At 38.5% G+C, this 15,004-nt stretch carries 12 protein-coding genes and 1 riboswitch; of the genes, 3 read left to right on the forward strand and 9 right to left on the reverse strand.

What is annotated here, in order from left to right; all coding sequences use genetic code 11:
- Positions 1–11: 11 nt before the first annotated feature.
- The 7 genes from RWP19_RS05515 to RWP19_RS05545 form a co-directional block, all read right to left on the reverse strand.
- Positions 12–1,580 carry an ABC transporter substrate-binding protein gene (locus RWP19_RS05515; RefSeq protein ID WP_314356779.1) on the reverse strand — a complete coding sequence of 523 codons (1,569 nt, stop codon included), beginning with the start codon at positions 1,578–1,580 and terminating at the stop codon, positions 12–14.
- Positions 1,581–1,727: 147 nt separating this feature from the next.
- Entirely contained in the window at positions 1,728–2,549 is an 822-nt protein-coding gene (nikC, locus tag RWP19_RS05520) for a nickel transporter permease (protein ID WP_314356780.1), read from the reverse strand.
- The gene (gene nikB, locus RWP19_RS05525; protein ID WP_314356781.1) at positions 2,549–3,487 is read right to left on the reverse strand and encodes a nickel ABC transporter permease; all 939 of its coding nucleotides are present in this window, start codon (positions 3,485–3,487) and stop codon (positions 2,549–2,551) included. The genes nikC and nikB overlap by 1 nt, the downstream gene beginning before the upstream one ends.
- 144 nt (positions 3,488–3,631) lie before the next feature.
- Positions 3,632–3,820: riboswitch (cobalamin riboswitch) on the reverse strand.
- A gap of 125 nt (positions 3,821–3,945) precedes the next feature.
- Positions 3,946–5,280: a putrescine-ornithine antiporter gene (potE, locus tag RWP19_RS05530; protein ID WP_295210703.1), complete on the reverse strand. Its 1,335-nt coding sequence runs from the start codon at positions 5,278–5,280 to the stop codon at positions 3,946–3,948.
- A gap of 625 nt (positions 5,281–5,905) precedes the next feature.
- Entirely contained in the window at positions 5,906–7,333 is a 1,428-nt protein-coding gene (gene argH, locus RWP19_RS05535) for an argininosuccinate lyase (RefSeq protein ID WP_314356782.1), read from the reverse strand.
- Complete coding sequence (locus RWP19_RS05540) at positions 7,333–8,544, reverse strand: argininosuccinate synthase (protein WP_314356783.1); 1,212 nt, start codon at positions 8,542–8,544, stop codon at positions 7,333–7,335. The genes argH and RWP19_RS05540 overlap by 1 nt, the downstream gene beginning before the upstream one ends.
- Positions 8,545–8,806: 262 nt before the next feature.
- The gene (locus RWP19_RS05545; RefSeq protein ID WP_314356784.1) at positions 8,807–9,613 is read right to left on the reverse strand and encodes a biosynthetic peptidoglycan transglycosylase; all 807 of its coding nucleotides are present in this window, start codon (positions 9,611–9,613) and stop codon (positions 8,807–8,809) included.
- A 351-nt stretch (positions 9,614–9,964) separates the two neighbouring features.
- On the opposite strand from RWP19_RS05545, the gene RWP19_RS05550 reads away from it, so the two are divergent.
- Positions 9,965–10,243, forward strand: a complete 279-nt coding sequence (locus RWP19_RS05550) for a metal-sensing transcriptional repressor (protein ID WP_004695033.1) — start codon at positions 9,965–9,967, stop codon at positions 10,241–10,243.
- A 169-nt stretch (positions 10,244–10,412) separates the two neighbouring features.
- On the opposite strand, the gene RWP19_RS05555 is transcribed toward RWP19_RS05550, so the two are convergent.
- Both RWP19_RS05555 and ptsP read right to left on the reverse strand, forming a co-directional pair.
- Positions 10,413–10,673 (reverse strand): HPr family phosphocarrier protein, encoded by a 261-nt coding sequence (locus RWP19_RS05555; RefSeq protein WP_009352491.1) that lies wholly within the window; start codon positions 10,671–10,673, stop codon positions 10,413–10,415.
- Positions 10,674–10,822: 149 nt separating this feature from the next.
- On the reverse strand, positions 10,823–12,550 hold the full coding sequence (ptsP, locus tag RWP19_RS05560; protein ID WP_314356785.1) for a phosphoenolpyruvate--protein phosphotransferase: 1,728 nt from the start codon (positions 12,548–12,550) through the stop codon (positions 10,823–10,825).
- Positions 12,551–12,745: 195 nt separating this feature from the next.
- On the opposite strand from ptsP, the gene dapF reads away from it, so the two are divergent.
- On the forward strand, positions 12,746–13,579 hold the full coding sequence (gene dapF, locus RWP19_RS05565; protein WP_314356786.1) for a diaminopimelate epimerase: 834 nt from the start codon (positions 12,746–12,748) through the stop codon (positions 13,577–13,579).
- Positions 13,580–13,640: 61 nt separating this feature from the next.
- Complete coding sequence (locus RWP19_RS05570) at positions 13,641–14,978, forward strand: Na+/H+ antiporter NhaC family protein (RefSeq protein ID WP_314356787.1); 1,338 nt, start codon at positions 13,641–13,643, stop codon at positions 14,976–14,978.
- The last annotated feature ends 26 nt before the right edge of the window (positions 14,979–15,004 follow it).

Genomic DNA, 15,004 nt, shown 5'->3' on the forward strand with positions numbered 1-15,004 from the left:
ATAGCTCCTCATTATTTTGTAATTTTGTTAGTAATCCAGTAGTAATCACTTGGGTACATGACAGCACCTTTCAAGTAAGAACCAGTAACGATATTAGTTTTAGGGTAGCCTAAGAATAATGCAGCACCATCATTCATCAATAATTGTTGAATTTGGATTGCATAGTCACGACGTTTTGCAGGATCGAATTCAGTTTCAGCTGCGTCTAACAATTGGTCAACTTGTGGGTTGGAGTAACCAGAACCGTTTTGAGGGTTGGAACCATTGTTATTAGTGTGCCAGTAGTTAGCCAAGAACCAGATTGGATCGCCTGTATTAGCTGTTACGATATTGGAGATAAGCATGTCATAGTCGCCTTCTTGACCCATTTTATCGATCAAGTTATAGTCAACTGTTTTGATTTTCATGTCAATACCAACTTTTTTGAGATCTGCTTGAACAGCTTCTGCATAAAGTGGTAACTCTGCACGAGAGTTGTATACTACGAAGTTGAATGTTAATGGTTTGCCATCTTTATCAAGGATACCATCGCCATCAGTATCTTTCCAACCATCTTCAGCCAATAATTGTTTAGAACGTTCAGGATTATACGCATTAGGATCTTTTAAATCATTGAATCCATAGTCCATGGATGGTGGAATTGGAGCAGAACCAGGAATGAATGTACCTTTTAACAATACATCAGCATAGTTTTTACGGTCTGTTGCAGAAATAACTGCAGCACGGACTTTGTCATCACCAAGAACACCTTTTTGGTTGATACGAGCCAATACTACGCGAAGAGATGCGATTTCATCTACTTTGAATTTATCATTGCCTTGGAATAAACCAATTTCACCAGGACCGATGTTAACAGCCATGTCTACGTCACCAGATTGTAAGCTCATAGCACGAGTGTTAGGGTCATCGATAGAAGGAATTTCTACAGTTTTGAATGGTACTGCACCATCCCAGTAGTTTTCGTTGGCAGCCATTTCAGCACGTTCTTTTGTGAAAGATTTAACTACGTATGGGCCTGTACCGATAGGACCTTCTTTAGCGAAGTTACGGCCATCTTTTTCAGCTTGTACATCAACAATCAAGAACAATGGATCCGCCAAAAGACCTGGCATATTAGGATATTCTTTATCTGTTTTGATAACTAATTGTTGACCATTTGCTTCAATAGATTCATATTGGAAGAATGTTTTAGCGCGGTTAGATTTTTCAAAAGTACGTTCAATGGATGCTTTTACCGCTGCAGCATCAACTTTTTTACCATTAGAGAACTTAACTTTATCGTTGATTGTGAAAGTCCAAGTCTTCTTATCTGGAGATACTTCCCATTTAGAAGCAATCCATGGTTGAGGTTTCATTTGTTCGTCAAACTTAGCCAATGTTTCGCCTACACCATAGCGCATGACAACCCATGCGAAGAAGTTTTCTGTAGGTTCTAATGTGGAGGCGAAGTTAGTTACACCAACTTTTAAAACATCCTTATTAGCAGCGCCATTATTATCAGAGCCGCAACCAGCGATGAAGGAACCCATCATTACAATGCTAAGACCTGCTAAGAGGGCTTTTTTCCAAGATTTTTTCATGTAAAATCTCCTCGTACAATTACATATAACCATAAAATATACACATTATGACTACTAAATCTACAATAATCATAATGAAAAACCATAGTATTGCTTATTTATCCGACAACTTTCACAAAACCATCTATAAATAAGCATCGCACTAAACTAACCTTGATTTCTAGGATCTACTACATCCCGTAGAGAATCAGACCAAAGGTTAAAGATAGCAACTACAATAAGGATAGACATACCAGGGAAGGCCATGAGCCATGGGCTAGTTTGTAAATATTGACGACCTTCATTAAGCATAAGGCCCCATTCTGGTGTTGGTGGTTGTGCACCAAAGCCGAGGAAGGAAAGACCGGCTACTTCAATCATGATAGCCCCAATATCAAGTGCCCCAGTTGTAACTACAAGAGGAAGGATATTGGGAATGATGTGACGTCTTAAGATAGTCGTCGTAGATGCCCCCATCATAACGGCAGCTGTTACATACTCTTCGCCCCGAACTTTCAAGGTCATAGAACGTACAAGACGAGCATATTTTGCCCAACCAACTACAGATAAAGCTATAATCGTATTCAAAATGCTACCGCCCAAAATACCGGCAATGGCAATAGCTAACACAACACCTGGGAAGGATAACATAATATCTGCAAGACGCATGAGGATAATCTCAATCTTACCGCCGAAATAACCGGCCACCGCACCGATAATAGTACCAATGCTTACCATGATAACAACGATACTGACCCCCATAAACAAGGATAACTGTGTACCATAAATGACCCGAGATAACACATCGCGACCTAGCTTATCTGTACCAAATAAATGATGGCTACTTGGCGCTTGTAATGCTTGGCTCATATTGGAGGTGAAAGCATCACCTGGTGCGAGCCACGGTGCAAAAATGGCAATGAGGACTACGATAATCATTAATGTACTGTAGAAAGAGAACAATTTATGTTTTTGAATAAATTCTGCCATTATGCTCTCTCCCTTTTCAATCTAGGATCTAATAAGATATATGATGCATCAACCAATGCGTTAATACACATATATGCTAAAGCAACCCACAACACAAAGCCTTCGATCAATGGATAATCACGCATAGTAATGGCATATACTGCCATATTCCCAAGACCTGGCCAGGAGAATACCATTTCAACGACTGCCACACCACCTAATAACCAGCCAATCAAAACACCTAAAATAGTGATAAGCGGTAATACTGCATTAGGTAAAATATGACCAAATAAAATTTTGACTTCACTGACACCACGTGCTCGAGCACCAATTACGTAATCCTTTTGCATTTCTTCAAGAATAACGAGACGTACTTGGCGCATGTACTTAGACCCTACTACAACAGCTAATGTAATAGCAGGCAAAATAACGCCAGTGGCTGTTACCCGAGAGGATGCAATTGGTACAAGACCCAGTTTTAGACCAAAGATGTAAATCAGTACAAGACCTAACCAAAATGTTGGCATAGATACGCCTACAAACGATAACGTACGCAATACATAATCTATCCATTTATTGCGATTCAACGCACTAAGAATCCCCGTTGGCAATGCATAAAGTATTGTAAACACTAATGCAGTTCCAGCAAGCGCTACTGTTCCTGGCAACGCCTCTAACATACGGTCAACTACTGGCTTCTTAGCAGAGTAACTCATCCCTAAGTCTCCTTGTGCCGCATTTACAACCCAATTGGCATATTGTACCAAAAATGGTTTATCTAGCCCTAACTGTGCCCGTGTTTCATCGATTGTCTCTTGAGACACAATCGTATCCGCTGTCTCCAGTAGCATCGTTACTGGATCACCTGGAGCTAGATAGGTCAGACAAAATGTCAAAAATGTAATGCCAAACAAGGTAACAATGAATTGCCCTAGCTGTTTAGCAAATCGTTTGCCCATAGGCGCCTCCTATACTCTCTAAAAAACTACAATAATCTAAATGAATAACTAGTATACTACGCTCTCTTCATATAGCAGAAATACATATAAAGATAACAAAAAAGGTTAGTCCACCTGACTAACCTAAATTTAGCACGATATATTACTATCATGTGCATTTAGAGCAGGCTTTCTGACTCATGATTCATCGCAATATTTCGGCCTTCCCAGTCTCCCAGTGACCCTATAATGAAACCTTGCTCCTCATTACAGCTATTTGCATAGTATAGGACTTACACCCATTTTCCTCTTTCACGCTCGGTACATACCGACACTCATCAATTTATTCATTTTTAACGATTATAAATATACTATATTAATATTTCCTTTACAATACATATACCCCTTATAGGTATATATATCATATAAAAAGAGGCTGTTACACTGTAACAGCCTCTTATAAGACGAGAGTTATTCAATTAATCGATACTTTGTTGTAATTTTCTTTGTGCCCGTCGAGCTGCAATAATTTTACGAACAGTACAAATACCTAAACCAATTAACAGTGCAAAAGCACCACCTACTATAGCACTCTCACCAGAAGAATAAATTGCATATACACAATATAAAACACCAAGTATACCAATTACTCTAAAATGATTAATATGAGATTTAGAGACATTAGAACGTTCCATCATAACTGGCACAGACAAAGTAACCAGGATATACGGAACCACATTGGTAACAACAGCTAGATTAACAAGATTCTCAAACTGTTCACGTAATACCTCATTAGCTGTAAATAAAGTCAATATAGTCTCAATAACTAACAAGATCAACACGCCACGAACTGGTGCATCTTTACTATTAACACGTGCAAATACTTTTGGAAAATACCCCGCTTCAGCAGCACTTTTAAATACGCGAGACAACGTAAATTGCCAACAAAGTAAAGCACCACAGCAAGAAATCACCATTGATGCCATAACAAAATCACCAACTACACCATTAAACATATGCATAAAGGTTAAACCAAATGGTGCATTAGAATTTAACAAGTCGATGTTAGGCACGATACCGGCCATAACATTAGTAGACAAAACATAAATTACAGCTACTGCCAATGTGCCACTTACTGTAGCTATAGGCACATTTTTTCTTGGATTTTCTACAGCATCTGCATTAGCTGCAGCCGATTCAAAACCAAGGAACCCCCAAAGGGTCAGAGAAATTGATTGCTTAACAGCATCAAAAAATGGAATATCATTTGGATTCCAAGCTGCAATAAAAGTATCTGGATTAAACCAAAACCACCCAATAGTGCTAATTGCTAAAACGGGAAGAATAGATCCCCAAACTGTTATATTACTAAGTCGCCCTGTAAAGCGGTTTCCTCTGAAATTCAGAATTGCCGCAAACCAGAGCAATACGATTGTTACTTGACTCGTCTGAACAGCATTTAAATCGACACCAAATAATTCAGAGCCATAACCTACTGCTGAAACTGCAATAGCTACATTAGCAATAATGAGAGATATGCTGTAAGCATAGCTCGCCATAAAATGTCCAGTTCTACCGAAGCGGTGTTCTGCATAACCGCCCATGCCGCCCTTAATCTGGGAGAACATACCCGCTTGAGCAAAAATATACGCTAATAAAAGCGCACCCACAGCTGTTACGAGCCAAGATAAAACTGAAATAGTACCAACTTGAGCCAAATTAGTTGGTAACATAATGATCCCAGCTCCTAGCATATTGGCTGCTACCATTGTGGTTAGCTGGAATACAGACATTTTTTTAGCGGTGGTTTTCATGTATCAATCCCCTTTCAAAAGGTGAATTTTTTCTCGTCCATAATTCACTTAAATATAATATACCGCTAAGTAAATTCAGTTCGTGCTGTGATGGGCTTGAATGTGAATTTACTGTTGTTATTCTTATTACGATTTAAATAATAACACCTGTGAACCCAAAATGAAAGTACTTTATTGGCGGACAAGCTATATTACACGAATTGAATAAATTATAGTTATTTTAATATCTAAAACGAACAGAACTCATTTTAATGATGACAGAGTATATTTTTATCCTATTTTATTCTGCCTATATATGTAATTTTTGCTATCTATCACAGTTATAGTTTCGTACTACAAGACTATTATTTTTACATAGTCCATTGTATGTGAACATAAATTTATACCATTTTACTAGTAATTTATCAATTAAAAATCTCTTTTTCTATATACTATCTAGGATTTAAACAAAAAATCGACATACACATAAGTATCAAAGAAAACTACTATAGTCTTTGATATAACACTTATATGTATATCGATCTTCTATTTTAGGTTTTATGATAAGGATTATATCAGATTTCAAAGATGGTTACAGTTATGCTGATTTGAGCTCTTCATTAAAAGTCCGTTCTTATTGAAAACCTTATGCTTGTACAGATTCAACAATTGCTTTCCACTCAGCAATTTGTTTTTCTTCTGCAGTAATAATAGCTTTACCATTATTACGTTGTCTTTCCACACATTCTGGAGCTGTACCAGAGTAGTTATTGCGACCTGCTACGCAGGCTTCAATGGAAATAGCATCAAGAATATCTGCATCAAAGTGTTCCGAAATTGCTTTGAAGTCCTCTACAGATAAATCAAGCAATACACAACCTTTTTCAATACAATGATGCACAGCATTACCTACGATTTCGTGAGCCTCACGGAATGGTACACCTTTTTTCGCAAGGTAATCTGCCATATCAGTAGCATTAGAGAAGTCATCATCGAGGACAGCTTTCATATGAGCCCCATTAACTTTCATACCACGAATCATAGCTGCATTAATGGACAATGCAAAATGTACTGTATCAATAGCATCAAAAATGCCCTCTTTATCCTCTTGCATATCTTTATTATAGGTAAGTGGCAAGCCTTTTAATGTAGTTAATAAGCCTAATAGGTGACCATAAGTACGGCCTGTTTTACCACGAACGAGTTCACATACGTCAGGATTTTTCTTTTGTGGCATAATACTAGAGCCTGTACAATGAGCATCATCAAGTTCAATAAAATTAAACTCATTTGTAGACCACAAAATTAATTCTTCACTAAGACGACTCAAGTGCATCATCACAAGAGATGCAAAGGATAAGAATTCAACTACATAATCACGGTCGGATACAGCATCCATACTATTTTCGTAAATACGGGAGAAGCCTAATAGTTTTTGCGTATAGGTTTGATCAATACCGTATGTAGAACCAGCTAGTGCACCAGCTCCAAGTGGCATGATATCAGCATGTTTGAATACCATCAACAAACGATCAAAATCTCGTTCTAACATGGAGAAGTACGCCATCATATGGTGCCCAAACAAAACAGGTTGAGCTCGTTGTAAATGCGTATAGCCAGGCATGATAACATCGCTGTATTTTTCAGCGGTTTCAATGAGTGCCTTTTGCATATCGACAATGAGCTCGCCCATCTCTACAACGGCTTTACGCACATACATATGTAAATCTACTGCACATTGGTCATTACGGCTCCGACCTGTATGCAAACGACCACCCGCTTCACCGATATCATCTGTTAAGCGTTTTTCAATATTCATATGAATGTCTTCAAGCGCCACGGAGAATGGGAACTCGCCTTTATCGATTTGGCTTTTAATTTTTGTTAAGCCCGCTACAATAGCGTCTCTATCTGCGTCGGAGATAATATTTTGTTTTGCTAGCATAGTCGCATGTGCTTTACTACCTGCAATATCTTCGGCGTACATCCGCGCATCAAAAGCGATAGAGGATGTAAAATCCTCTACCGCTTTATCTGTGCCTTTTGTGAAACGCCCGCCCCACAATTTAGCCATTATTTACCTGCCTTTTCTTTCATTAATGCATTAATTTTAAGAGGTAAACCGAACAAGTTGATGAAACCAGCCGCATCAGCTTGGTTGTATACATCATCTTCTTCAAATGTTACGAAATCTTCGCTGTACAAAGAGTATGGAGAAGTTGCACCAGCAGAAATGATGTTGCCTTTGTACAATTTAAGTTTTACTTCACCAGTTACAGTTTTTTGAGTTTCATCAACGAATGCTTGCAAAGCGTTCATCAATGGTGCGAACCACATGCCATCATATACGAGTTCAGCGTATTTGTTAGCAATAAGTTCTTTGTAGTGGTATGTAGCTCTGTCGAGGCAAAGGTATTCAAGTTCTCTGTGAGCATACATGATGATGGATCCACCTGGGTTTTCATAAACGCCACGAGATTTCATGCCTACTAATCTATTTTCAACGATATCTACAACGCCTACACCATAGTGTGCACCAATTTCGTTAAGTTTTTCTAACAATTGTAAAGGAGTACCTTCTTGACCGTCTACCGCTACAGGTACACCATCTTTGAAGGATACAGTTACATAACCAGCTTCGTCTGGAGCTTGTTCAGGAGTATGTGTTACCAAGTACACATCATCTTTAGGAGCATTTGCTGGATTTTCAAGATCGCCGCCTTCATGGGACAAATGCCATACGTTTTGGTCCATGGAATATGGATGAGATTTTGTAGCTACAACTGGAATGTCGTGTTTAGCAGCGTATTCCATGCAGTCTGTTCTAGATTTCAAATCCCATTCTCTCCAAGGAGCAATGATTTTCATGTTAGGAGCCAATGCTTTGATAGTAAGTTCAAAACGAACTTGGTCATTACCTTTACCAGTCGCACCATGAGCGATAGCATCAGCGCCTTCTTTTTTAGCAATATCTACAAGGATTTTACCAATCAAAGGTCTAGCGAAGGATGTACCTAATAAATATTTTCCTTCATAAATTGCACCAGCTTTTACTGTTGGCCACACATAATCTTTTACGAATTCTTCTTTAGCATCAACAATGTATGCTTTAGAAGCGCCAGATTTAATTGCTTTCTTTTCAACCGCATCATAATCTTCAGGTTGGCCCAAGTCTACGCACACTGCGATAACTTCAGCACCATAATTTTCTTTTAACCAAGGAATGATAACGGATGTGTCTAAGCCACCAGAATATGCGAGTACTACTTTATTTGCTTTACCCATGATAACACCTCATTAAAAACTTACTATGTATTTAAACTTATATAATCATATATTATATCAGAAAATTATGAAAACGCAGTGGCATCTAACCTAACAGTCATTTCCTCTTTCTGACAAAAAATAGTATACACCTGTATAATTATAGATGCAAGCATTATTTTTATTCAATTTAGTAATATATTTCGGAGCGTAACTTTTTATAAAAATCTCTGTTCGCCAATTAATTATTCATTAGCAAACAGAGATTATAAAATATATTCAATTATTCATCCACAAGTTCCAAGTCTTGTTGGTATGCATAGTCCGCTTCCGCTTGTGTAATCATACCTTGGTCTACCATTTGTTCAAGCACCAATTTTTGTCGAGCTTTAGCCCCTTTATAGTTCGTATAGGGATCCAAATAGGATGGTGCATTAGGCAAGGCCGCCAGCATAGCACTTTGACCTAATGTCAATCGACTTGGACTTGTTCCAAAGTAGCCGTGCGCTGCTTCATAGATACCGTAGTAATCATGACCATAGTATACGGTATTTAGATACATAGTGAGTATTTCTTCCTTCGTATAATAATGTTCCATTTCACTGGCAAGAATAGCTTCTTCTACCTTACGACTCATAATACGTTTGGATGAGAGAAAGAGGTTTTTTACCACTTGTTGTGTTATGGTACTGCCCCCCTCTACGGTTTCACCTGCTATAGTATTGGTATAAAAGGCACGAATAATACCGAGCACATCAATAGCCCCATGTTTATAATACCGCTTATCCTCTATAGCGATGAGTGCATTTTTTGTATATTCTGGAATCACATCACCCTTTACCCAATGTTCTTTAGAAACACGTTGGTTGAGGGCCATTTCTACCTTTTCTTTAAAAGTAAATAGTCGTATAATACGATCCGTACGACTGAGGGTGTCTTCACTTTGTTCTATCCGTTTTTCAACAGTTGTGTGAGCCTTACTTTCATGATTTGTACCTTGAAAGCTATGGTATCCATCATATACAAATATAGCCAATACAATGACTACCACAAATACCACTAAATTCCTAAGATAGCGAAATACTTTCATTGCTTTCACCTATTTCATAAAGGCCTGTAACAGTAATATCTATAATACAACTTAAGATCTATTAAGTACTACAGAACCTTATATACATATACAAACACATTGTGTATTAAATGTATTGTATCACATCAATTAAGAAGAAGATACATATATTACAAGGTTTAAATAGATATATATAGTATAAAATGTATTTAATAATACATTTAAAATATATTTGAAGATATACTGCCAGATACTATGTAAATCTATATATACAGATTTATGCATATTAGGTATACTTATTAAGTTGTATTATAAACTTTATATAGAGTATAATAATGAAGATGATAAAAACATGCCCATTGGAGGAGTATTATGAAACAATGTATGGATTCAGAAAATCTACATCGTCGATTACGTAAAATCCTTGGTCAAGTGCAAGCTATTGATCGAATGATTGAAGAAGACATTCCATGCGAAGATGTGTTAAGCCAAATCAATGCAGCTAAGTCTGCCCTACACAAAGTAGGACAAGTGGTTCTAGAAGGACACATCAATCACTGTGTACGCGATGGTATCGAACACGGTGACGTAGAAAAAACTATTAGCGACTTTACAAAAGCTGTAGAGCGCTTTGCAAACATGGGAAAATAAAGAAGAGGCAAAACAGCCTCTTTTTTTTACCTAAAACTACATTGCAATAGTTTACGAATCACCCACAATACATTAAATTAGAAATTTCGTCTAATAAAAATACAAACTGTGTACATATCAACAAAAAAGGACTCTACATTCGTAGAGTCCTTTCTATTACCACAAGGAATTAGTCGTGGTTAGTTGTTAAAAATTCGCTCAATGCAGCAAGTGCATCGTCTTCGTCAGCACCATCAGCAGTCAATGTAACGGATGTACCTTTTGTAGCTCCTAAAGTCAATACAGTCAAAATGGATTTAGCATCAGCTGTTTTACCATTAGCAGCAATTGTTACTTTGGAAGCGTATTTAGCAGCCAATTGTGTAAAAGCTGTAGCAGGGCGAGCGTGTAAACCAGATTCGTTAGTAATTTCTACTGTTAATTCTTTCATAATAACCTCTTTCTATCTCGATAGGCAATGCCTATCCTATACGTTCTAATAGATATATTGTATCAATTTAAAGCATTTTAATTCAAGTATATTAAAAGTTCTTTGCTATATACTGATGAACTTAATACTTTTCTTAGAGCTATACAAAATTATAGTAAGCCTTTTTCAGCTAGTACAGATTTAGCATATTCGGTAATTTCTTCAGCTGTATCCATGGAAAGCGCTTTATTAGCCACATCTTCACATTCTACTTTAGAAACAGATCGTAAGATTCTCTTAATAAGTGGTATAGAGGACGCTGTCATAGAGAATTCGTCAAGACCAAGACCTAATAGAATCATGGTAGCTACAGGATCACTAGCGAGTTCACCACACATACCTGTAAATTTACCTTGTTCATGGCTAGCATCAATAACATGTTTGATAAGACGTAAGACACCTGGATGCAATGGCTGATATAAAGAACCAATGGATTCATTCATACGGTCTACTGCCAGTGTATATTGGCACAAATCATTTGTACCGATACTGAAGAAGTCTACGTATTTAGCCAAAATTGGAGAAATAACAGCGGCTGCTGGTACTTCAATCATAATACCAACCTTAATATCCTTATTGAATTCTTGGCCTTCTTCTGTAAGTTCTGCCTTGCATTCCTCAAGCATAGCATTCGCTTGTTTCACTTCTTCTACGGAAGCAATCATAGGGTACATGATGTGAATATTACCAAAAGCACTAGCACGCAATAACGCACGTAATTGTACTTTGAAAATATCTGGACGATGTAAGGAAATACGAATCGCACGATAGCCAAGGAATGGATTCATTTCACTTGGCAAATCAAGGCATTTCAACTCCTTATCCCCACCGATATCCATGGTACGGATAATAACAGATTGCCCCTGCATATCTTCCGCAACCTTTTTATATTCTTCAAATTGTACATCTTCTGATGGTAATTCATCATTTTCCATGTACAAGAACTCTGTACGGTATAAGCCAATACCTTGTGCTCCCATTGTAAGAGCATGTTTAGCATCTTTAGACTTACCGATATTACCAAATAGTTCTACATGATGACCATCAGTTGTTGTAGCTTCAAGATTAGCAGATTCGCGCAAGCGTTTTAACTCTTCTTGGTATGCATCCGCCTGATTTGTATACTCAGACCAATCCGCATCAGATGGATTTATTTCAACGATACCCTCTGAACCAAGTACAACAGCCTTCTCGCCATCAACAAAGCCTTCAATATCGCCTACCCCCATAACGGCAGGAATTTCCAAGGTACGTGCCATGATAGCCGCATGAGATGTAGGACCACCTGCCGCTGTTACAATGCCTTTCACAACATTTTTATCTAAAGAAGCCGTATCAGATGGAGCCAAATCATGAGCCACCAAGATAACCTCTCCAGAAATATGGGACAAACCACGAGGATTCATACCTAACATGTTACGTATTAAGCGGTCACCAATATCCTTAATATCTGCACCGCGTTCACGCATATATGGATCATCCATGCCAAGAAAGATATTAGCAAAGGTGTCAATGGTTTGAGCAGTAGCTGCCACTACGTTAGTATGGCTACTCTCAACAAGGGATTTAATACCATCAGATAAGGATGGGTCTTGAGCAATTTGCATATGTGCTTCGAAAATAGCGGCCTCGTCTGGTCCCATTTCTTTTAAAGCCTTTTGGCGGATAATATCCAATTGTTTTAAAGTAGATGCCATAGCAGCAGCAAACTTACCAATTTCCGCTTCTACTTTGTCCTCTGCTACAGTGTAGTCAGGAATAACAATTTCTTCTTGAATATATCTATATACATTGCCTACAGCAACGCCACGAGATCCAGAAATCCCTTGAATTCGCATGTGTGTTCCTCTTTCTATTACGATAAACTACATTACTTTATATTCTATCATTTCTCTGGTAAACAATAAAGCAAATGATATTACAACTCAAATTCATCACCCATTTATGATATAATATAGAATATATATAATAATATATTTATGAGACTTTCACGGGATTCATGGTGAAAGTCTTACTTATTGATAGGAGACTTTATGAAATTAACTAAAATGCATGGTCTTGGCAATGACTTCATCCTCTTTGCTGACCCACAAGGGACTGAAAAAGATTACACAGACCTCGCTATTCGACTTTGCGATCGTCGTACAGGCATTGGCGCTGATGGTCTTGCCATTCTAGTTCCGTCAAAAAACTGTAATGTACGCATGCGCATTATCAACTCTGATGGTAGTGAAGCAGAAATGTGCGGCAATGCGATTCGTTGTTTTGCCAAATATGCCTATGAACACGGTGAAATTACTAAAGAAACTTTCACCATCGAAACCTTGGCTGGTGTAATGAAACCTACCTTAACTATCGAAAATGGTATAGTCACACAAGTGACTGTAGACATGGGCAAGCCATTCTTTGCATCCCAAGACATTCCGATGGATATAAATATGGATAAGGTTATCGACGTAGACCTCGATGTAAACGGCGAAACAGTAACGGTAAGCTCCGTATTACTCGGCGTGCCTCATACAGAGGTGTATATCAATGACATTACAAAGGCACCTGTAACGACACAAGGTCCTATCATTGAAAAACACGATGCATTCCCATCCAACACAAATGTTAACTACATAGAAGTAGTCAACGACAAGCACATCAAGGTTCGTACTTGGGAACGCGGTGCAGGTGCTACACTAGCATGTGGTACAGGCTCTTGTGCTTCTGCTGTTATGTCCTTTGAAAAAGGCCTAACTGGTCGCGAAGTAGATGTAGAGCTTTATTTAGGAACATTACATATTTCATACTTGGAGGATGGCACGGTGCTCATGACTGGCCCTGCTGAGGAAGTCTTCGAAACAGAACTTCCTATCGATTAAGATGAAGTGGTTACAACTCATATTAAATGCATTTCTAAAGTATCAACAAGGCCGTTCTCTAATGCCGAAAAATACGGAGTCGCTCATAGGTTTACTCATATCTATCCTCGTCATTATCATCGCCGTAGCTAACGGTATTGCTATTGGTTACGCCTTGATAGTGGTATGGTGTATCATGGCCTATGTATTCTATCGCAAAGGATACCAACCAAAAGAACTGCTAAACCTATCATGGACAGGTGCTAAAAGCTCGATTGTGGTAATGCAAATATTCTTGCTTATCGGTTGGCTTATTGCTATGTGGCAAGCAGCAGGCATCATCCCTATGATTATCGCCACCGGCATCGACTTGATTGATCCGTCCCTCTTTATTGCTTGTGCCTTCTTATTAACAGCGATTGTTAGCATGCTATTAGGTACAGCTTTCGGTACTGTAGGCACCATAGGCATTGTACTCATCACGATGGCAAGAGCCGGTAATATTCCAGAGAATATCGTAGCTGGTGCCATTATAGCCGGTGCATACTTTGGTGATCGCAACGGCCCATTGTCATCTAGCGCATCACTGGTAGCAGCCTTAACACATACTAAGGTTTCTAGTAATATACCAATTATGTTTAAAGCGGGACTACCTGCACTTGTTATTTCTACAGTGCTCTACCTAATACTGTCCCAGTGGTTCCCTCTAAACTATGAAAATAGTTTGTTATCCGATACAATCCACTTTATCTTCAATATTGATTGGACATTGTGGATTCCAGTGATTATCGTCATCGCTTTATTGCCTTTGAAAGTATCTATCCGTTGGCCTATTGGCCTCAGCGCATTAGCCGCAGCCATTCTGGCTTATACTAATCAAGGGGCTACCCCTTCCGATTTAGGCTGGTATACCTTAACAGGCTTTAAACTACCACATTATAATCCACTAGCAGATATCATTCATGGCGGTGGGCTGCAAACAATGTTCATTCCTACCCTATCAATCTTTATGGCAACTGCCATTTCAGGTATGCTCGAAGGGGTTGGCTTCTGGAATGATGTTAGACAACTATTAGAACGTGCTAGAACGCGTAGCAATATATTTGCTGCCAATGTAGGCCTCGCACTCTTAACTGGCGCTGTAGGTTGTAGTCAAGCTATTGCGGTTGTGATGACACATTCTATTATGCGCATTACCTACGCACAACGGGGTATTCAAGATGAAGATGTGATGCTCGACTTTGAAAACAGCGGCATAGTCATTGCCCCCTTACTACCATGGAATATCGCTGCTTACGTACCTATAGTTATGATGGGTACTAGTATAGCAGGCTATGTACCATTCGCCTTCTTTCTATATCTCTTGCCAATCATGTATTGGTTACGATTACGGAAGCAAGATCAGCCAACCATAGGCTAATTCATTTATCTTATCAAGGGGAATTT

The sequence above is a fragment of the uncultured Veillonella sp. genome, assembly GCF_963522475.1.
Classification (GTDB): domain Bacteria; phylum Bacillota; class Negativicutes; order Veillonellales; family Veillonellaceae; genus Veillonella.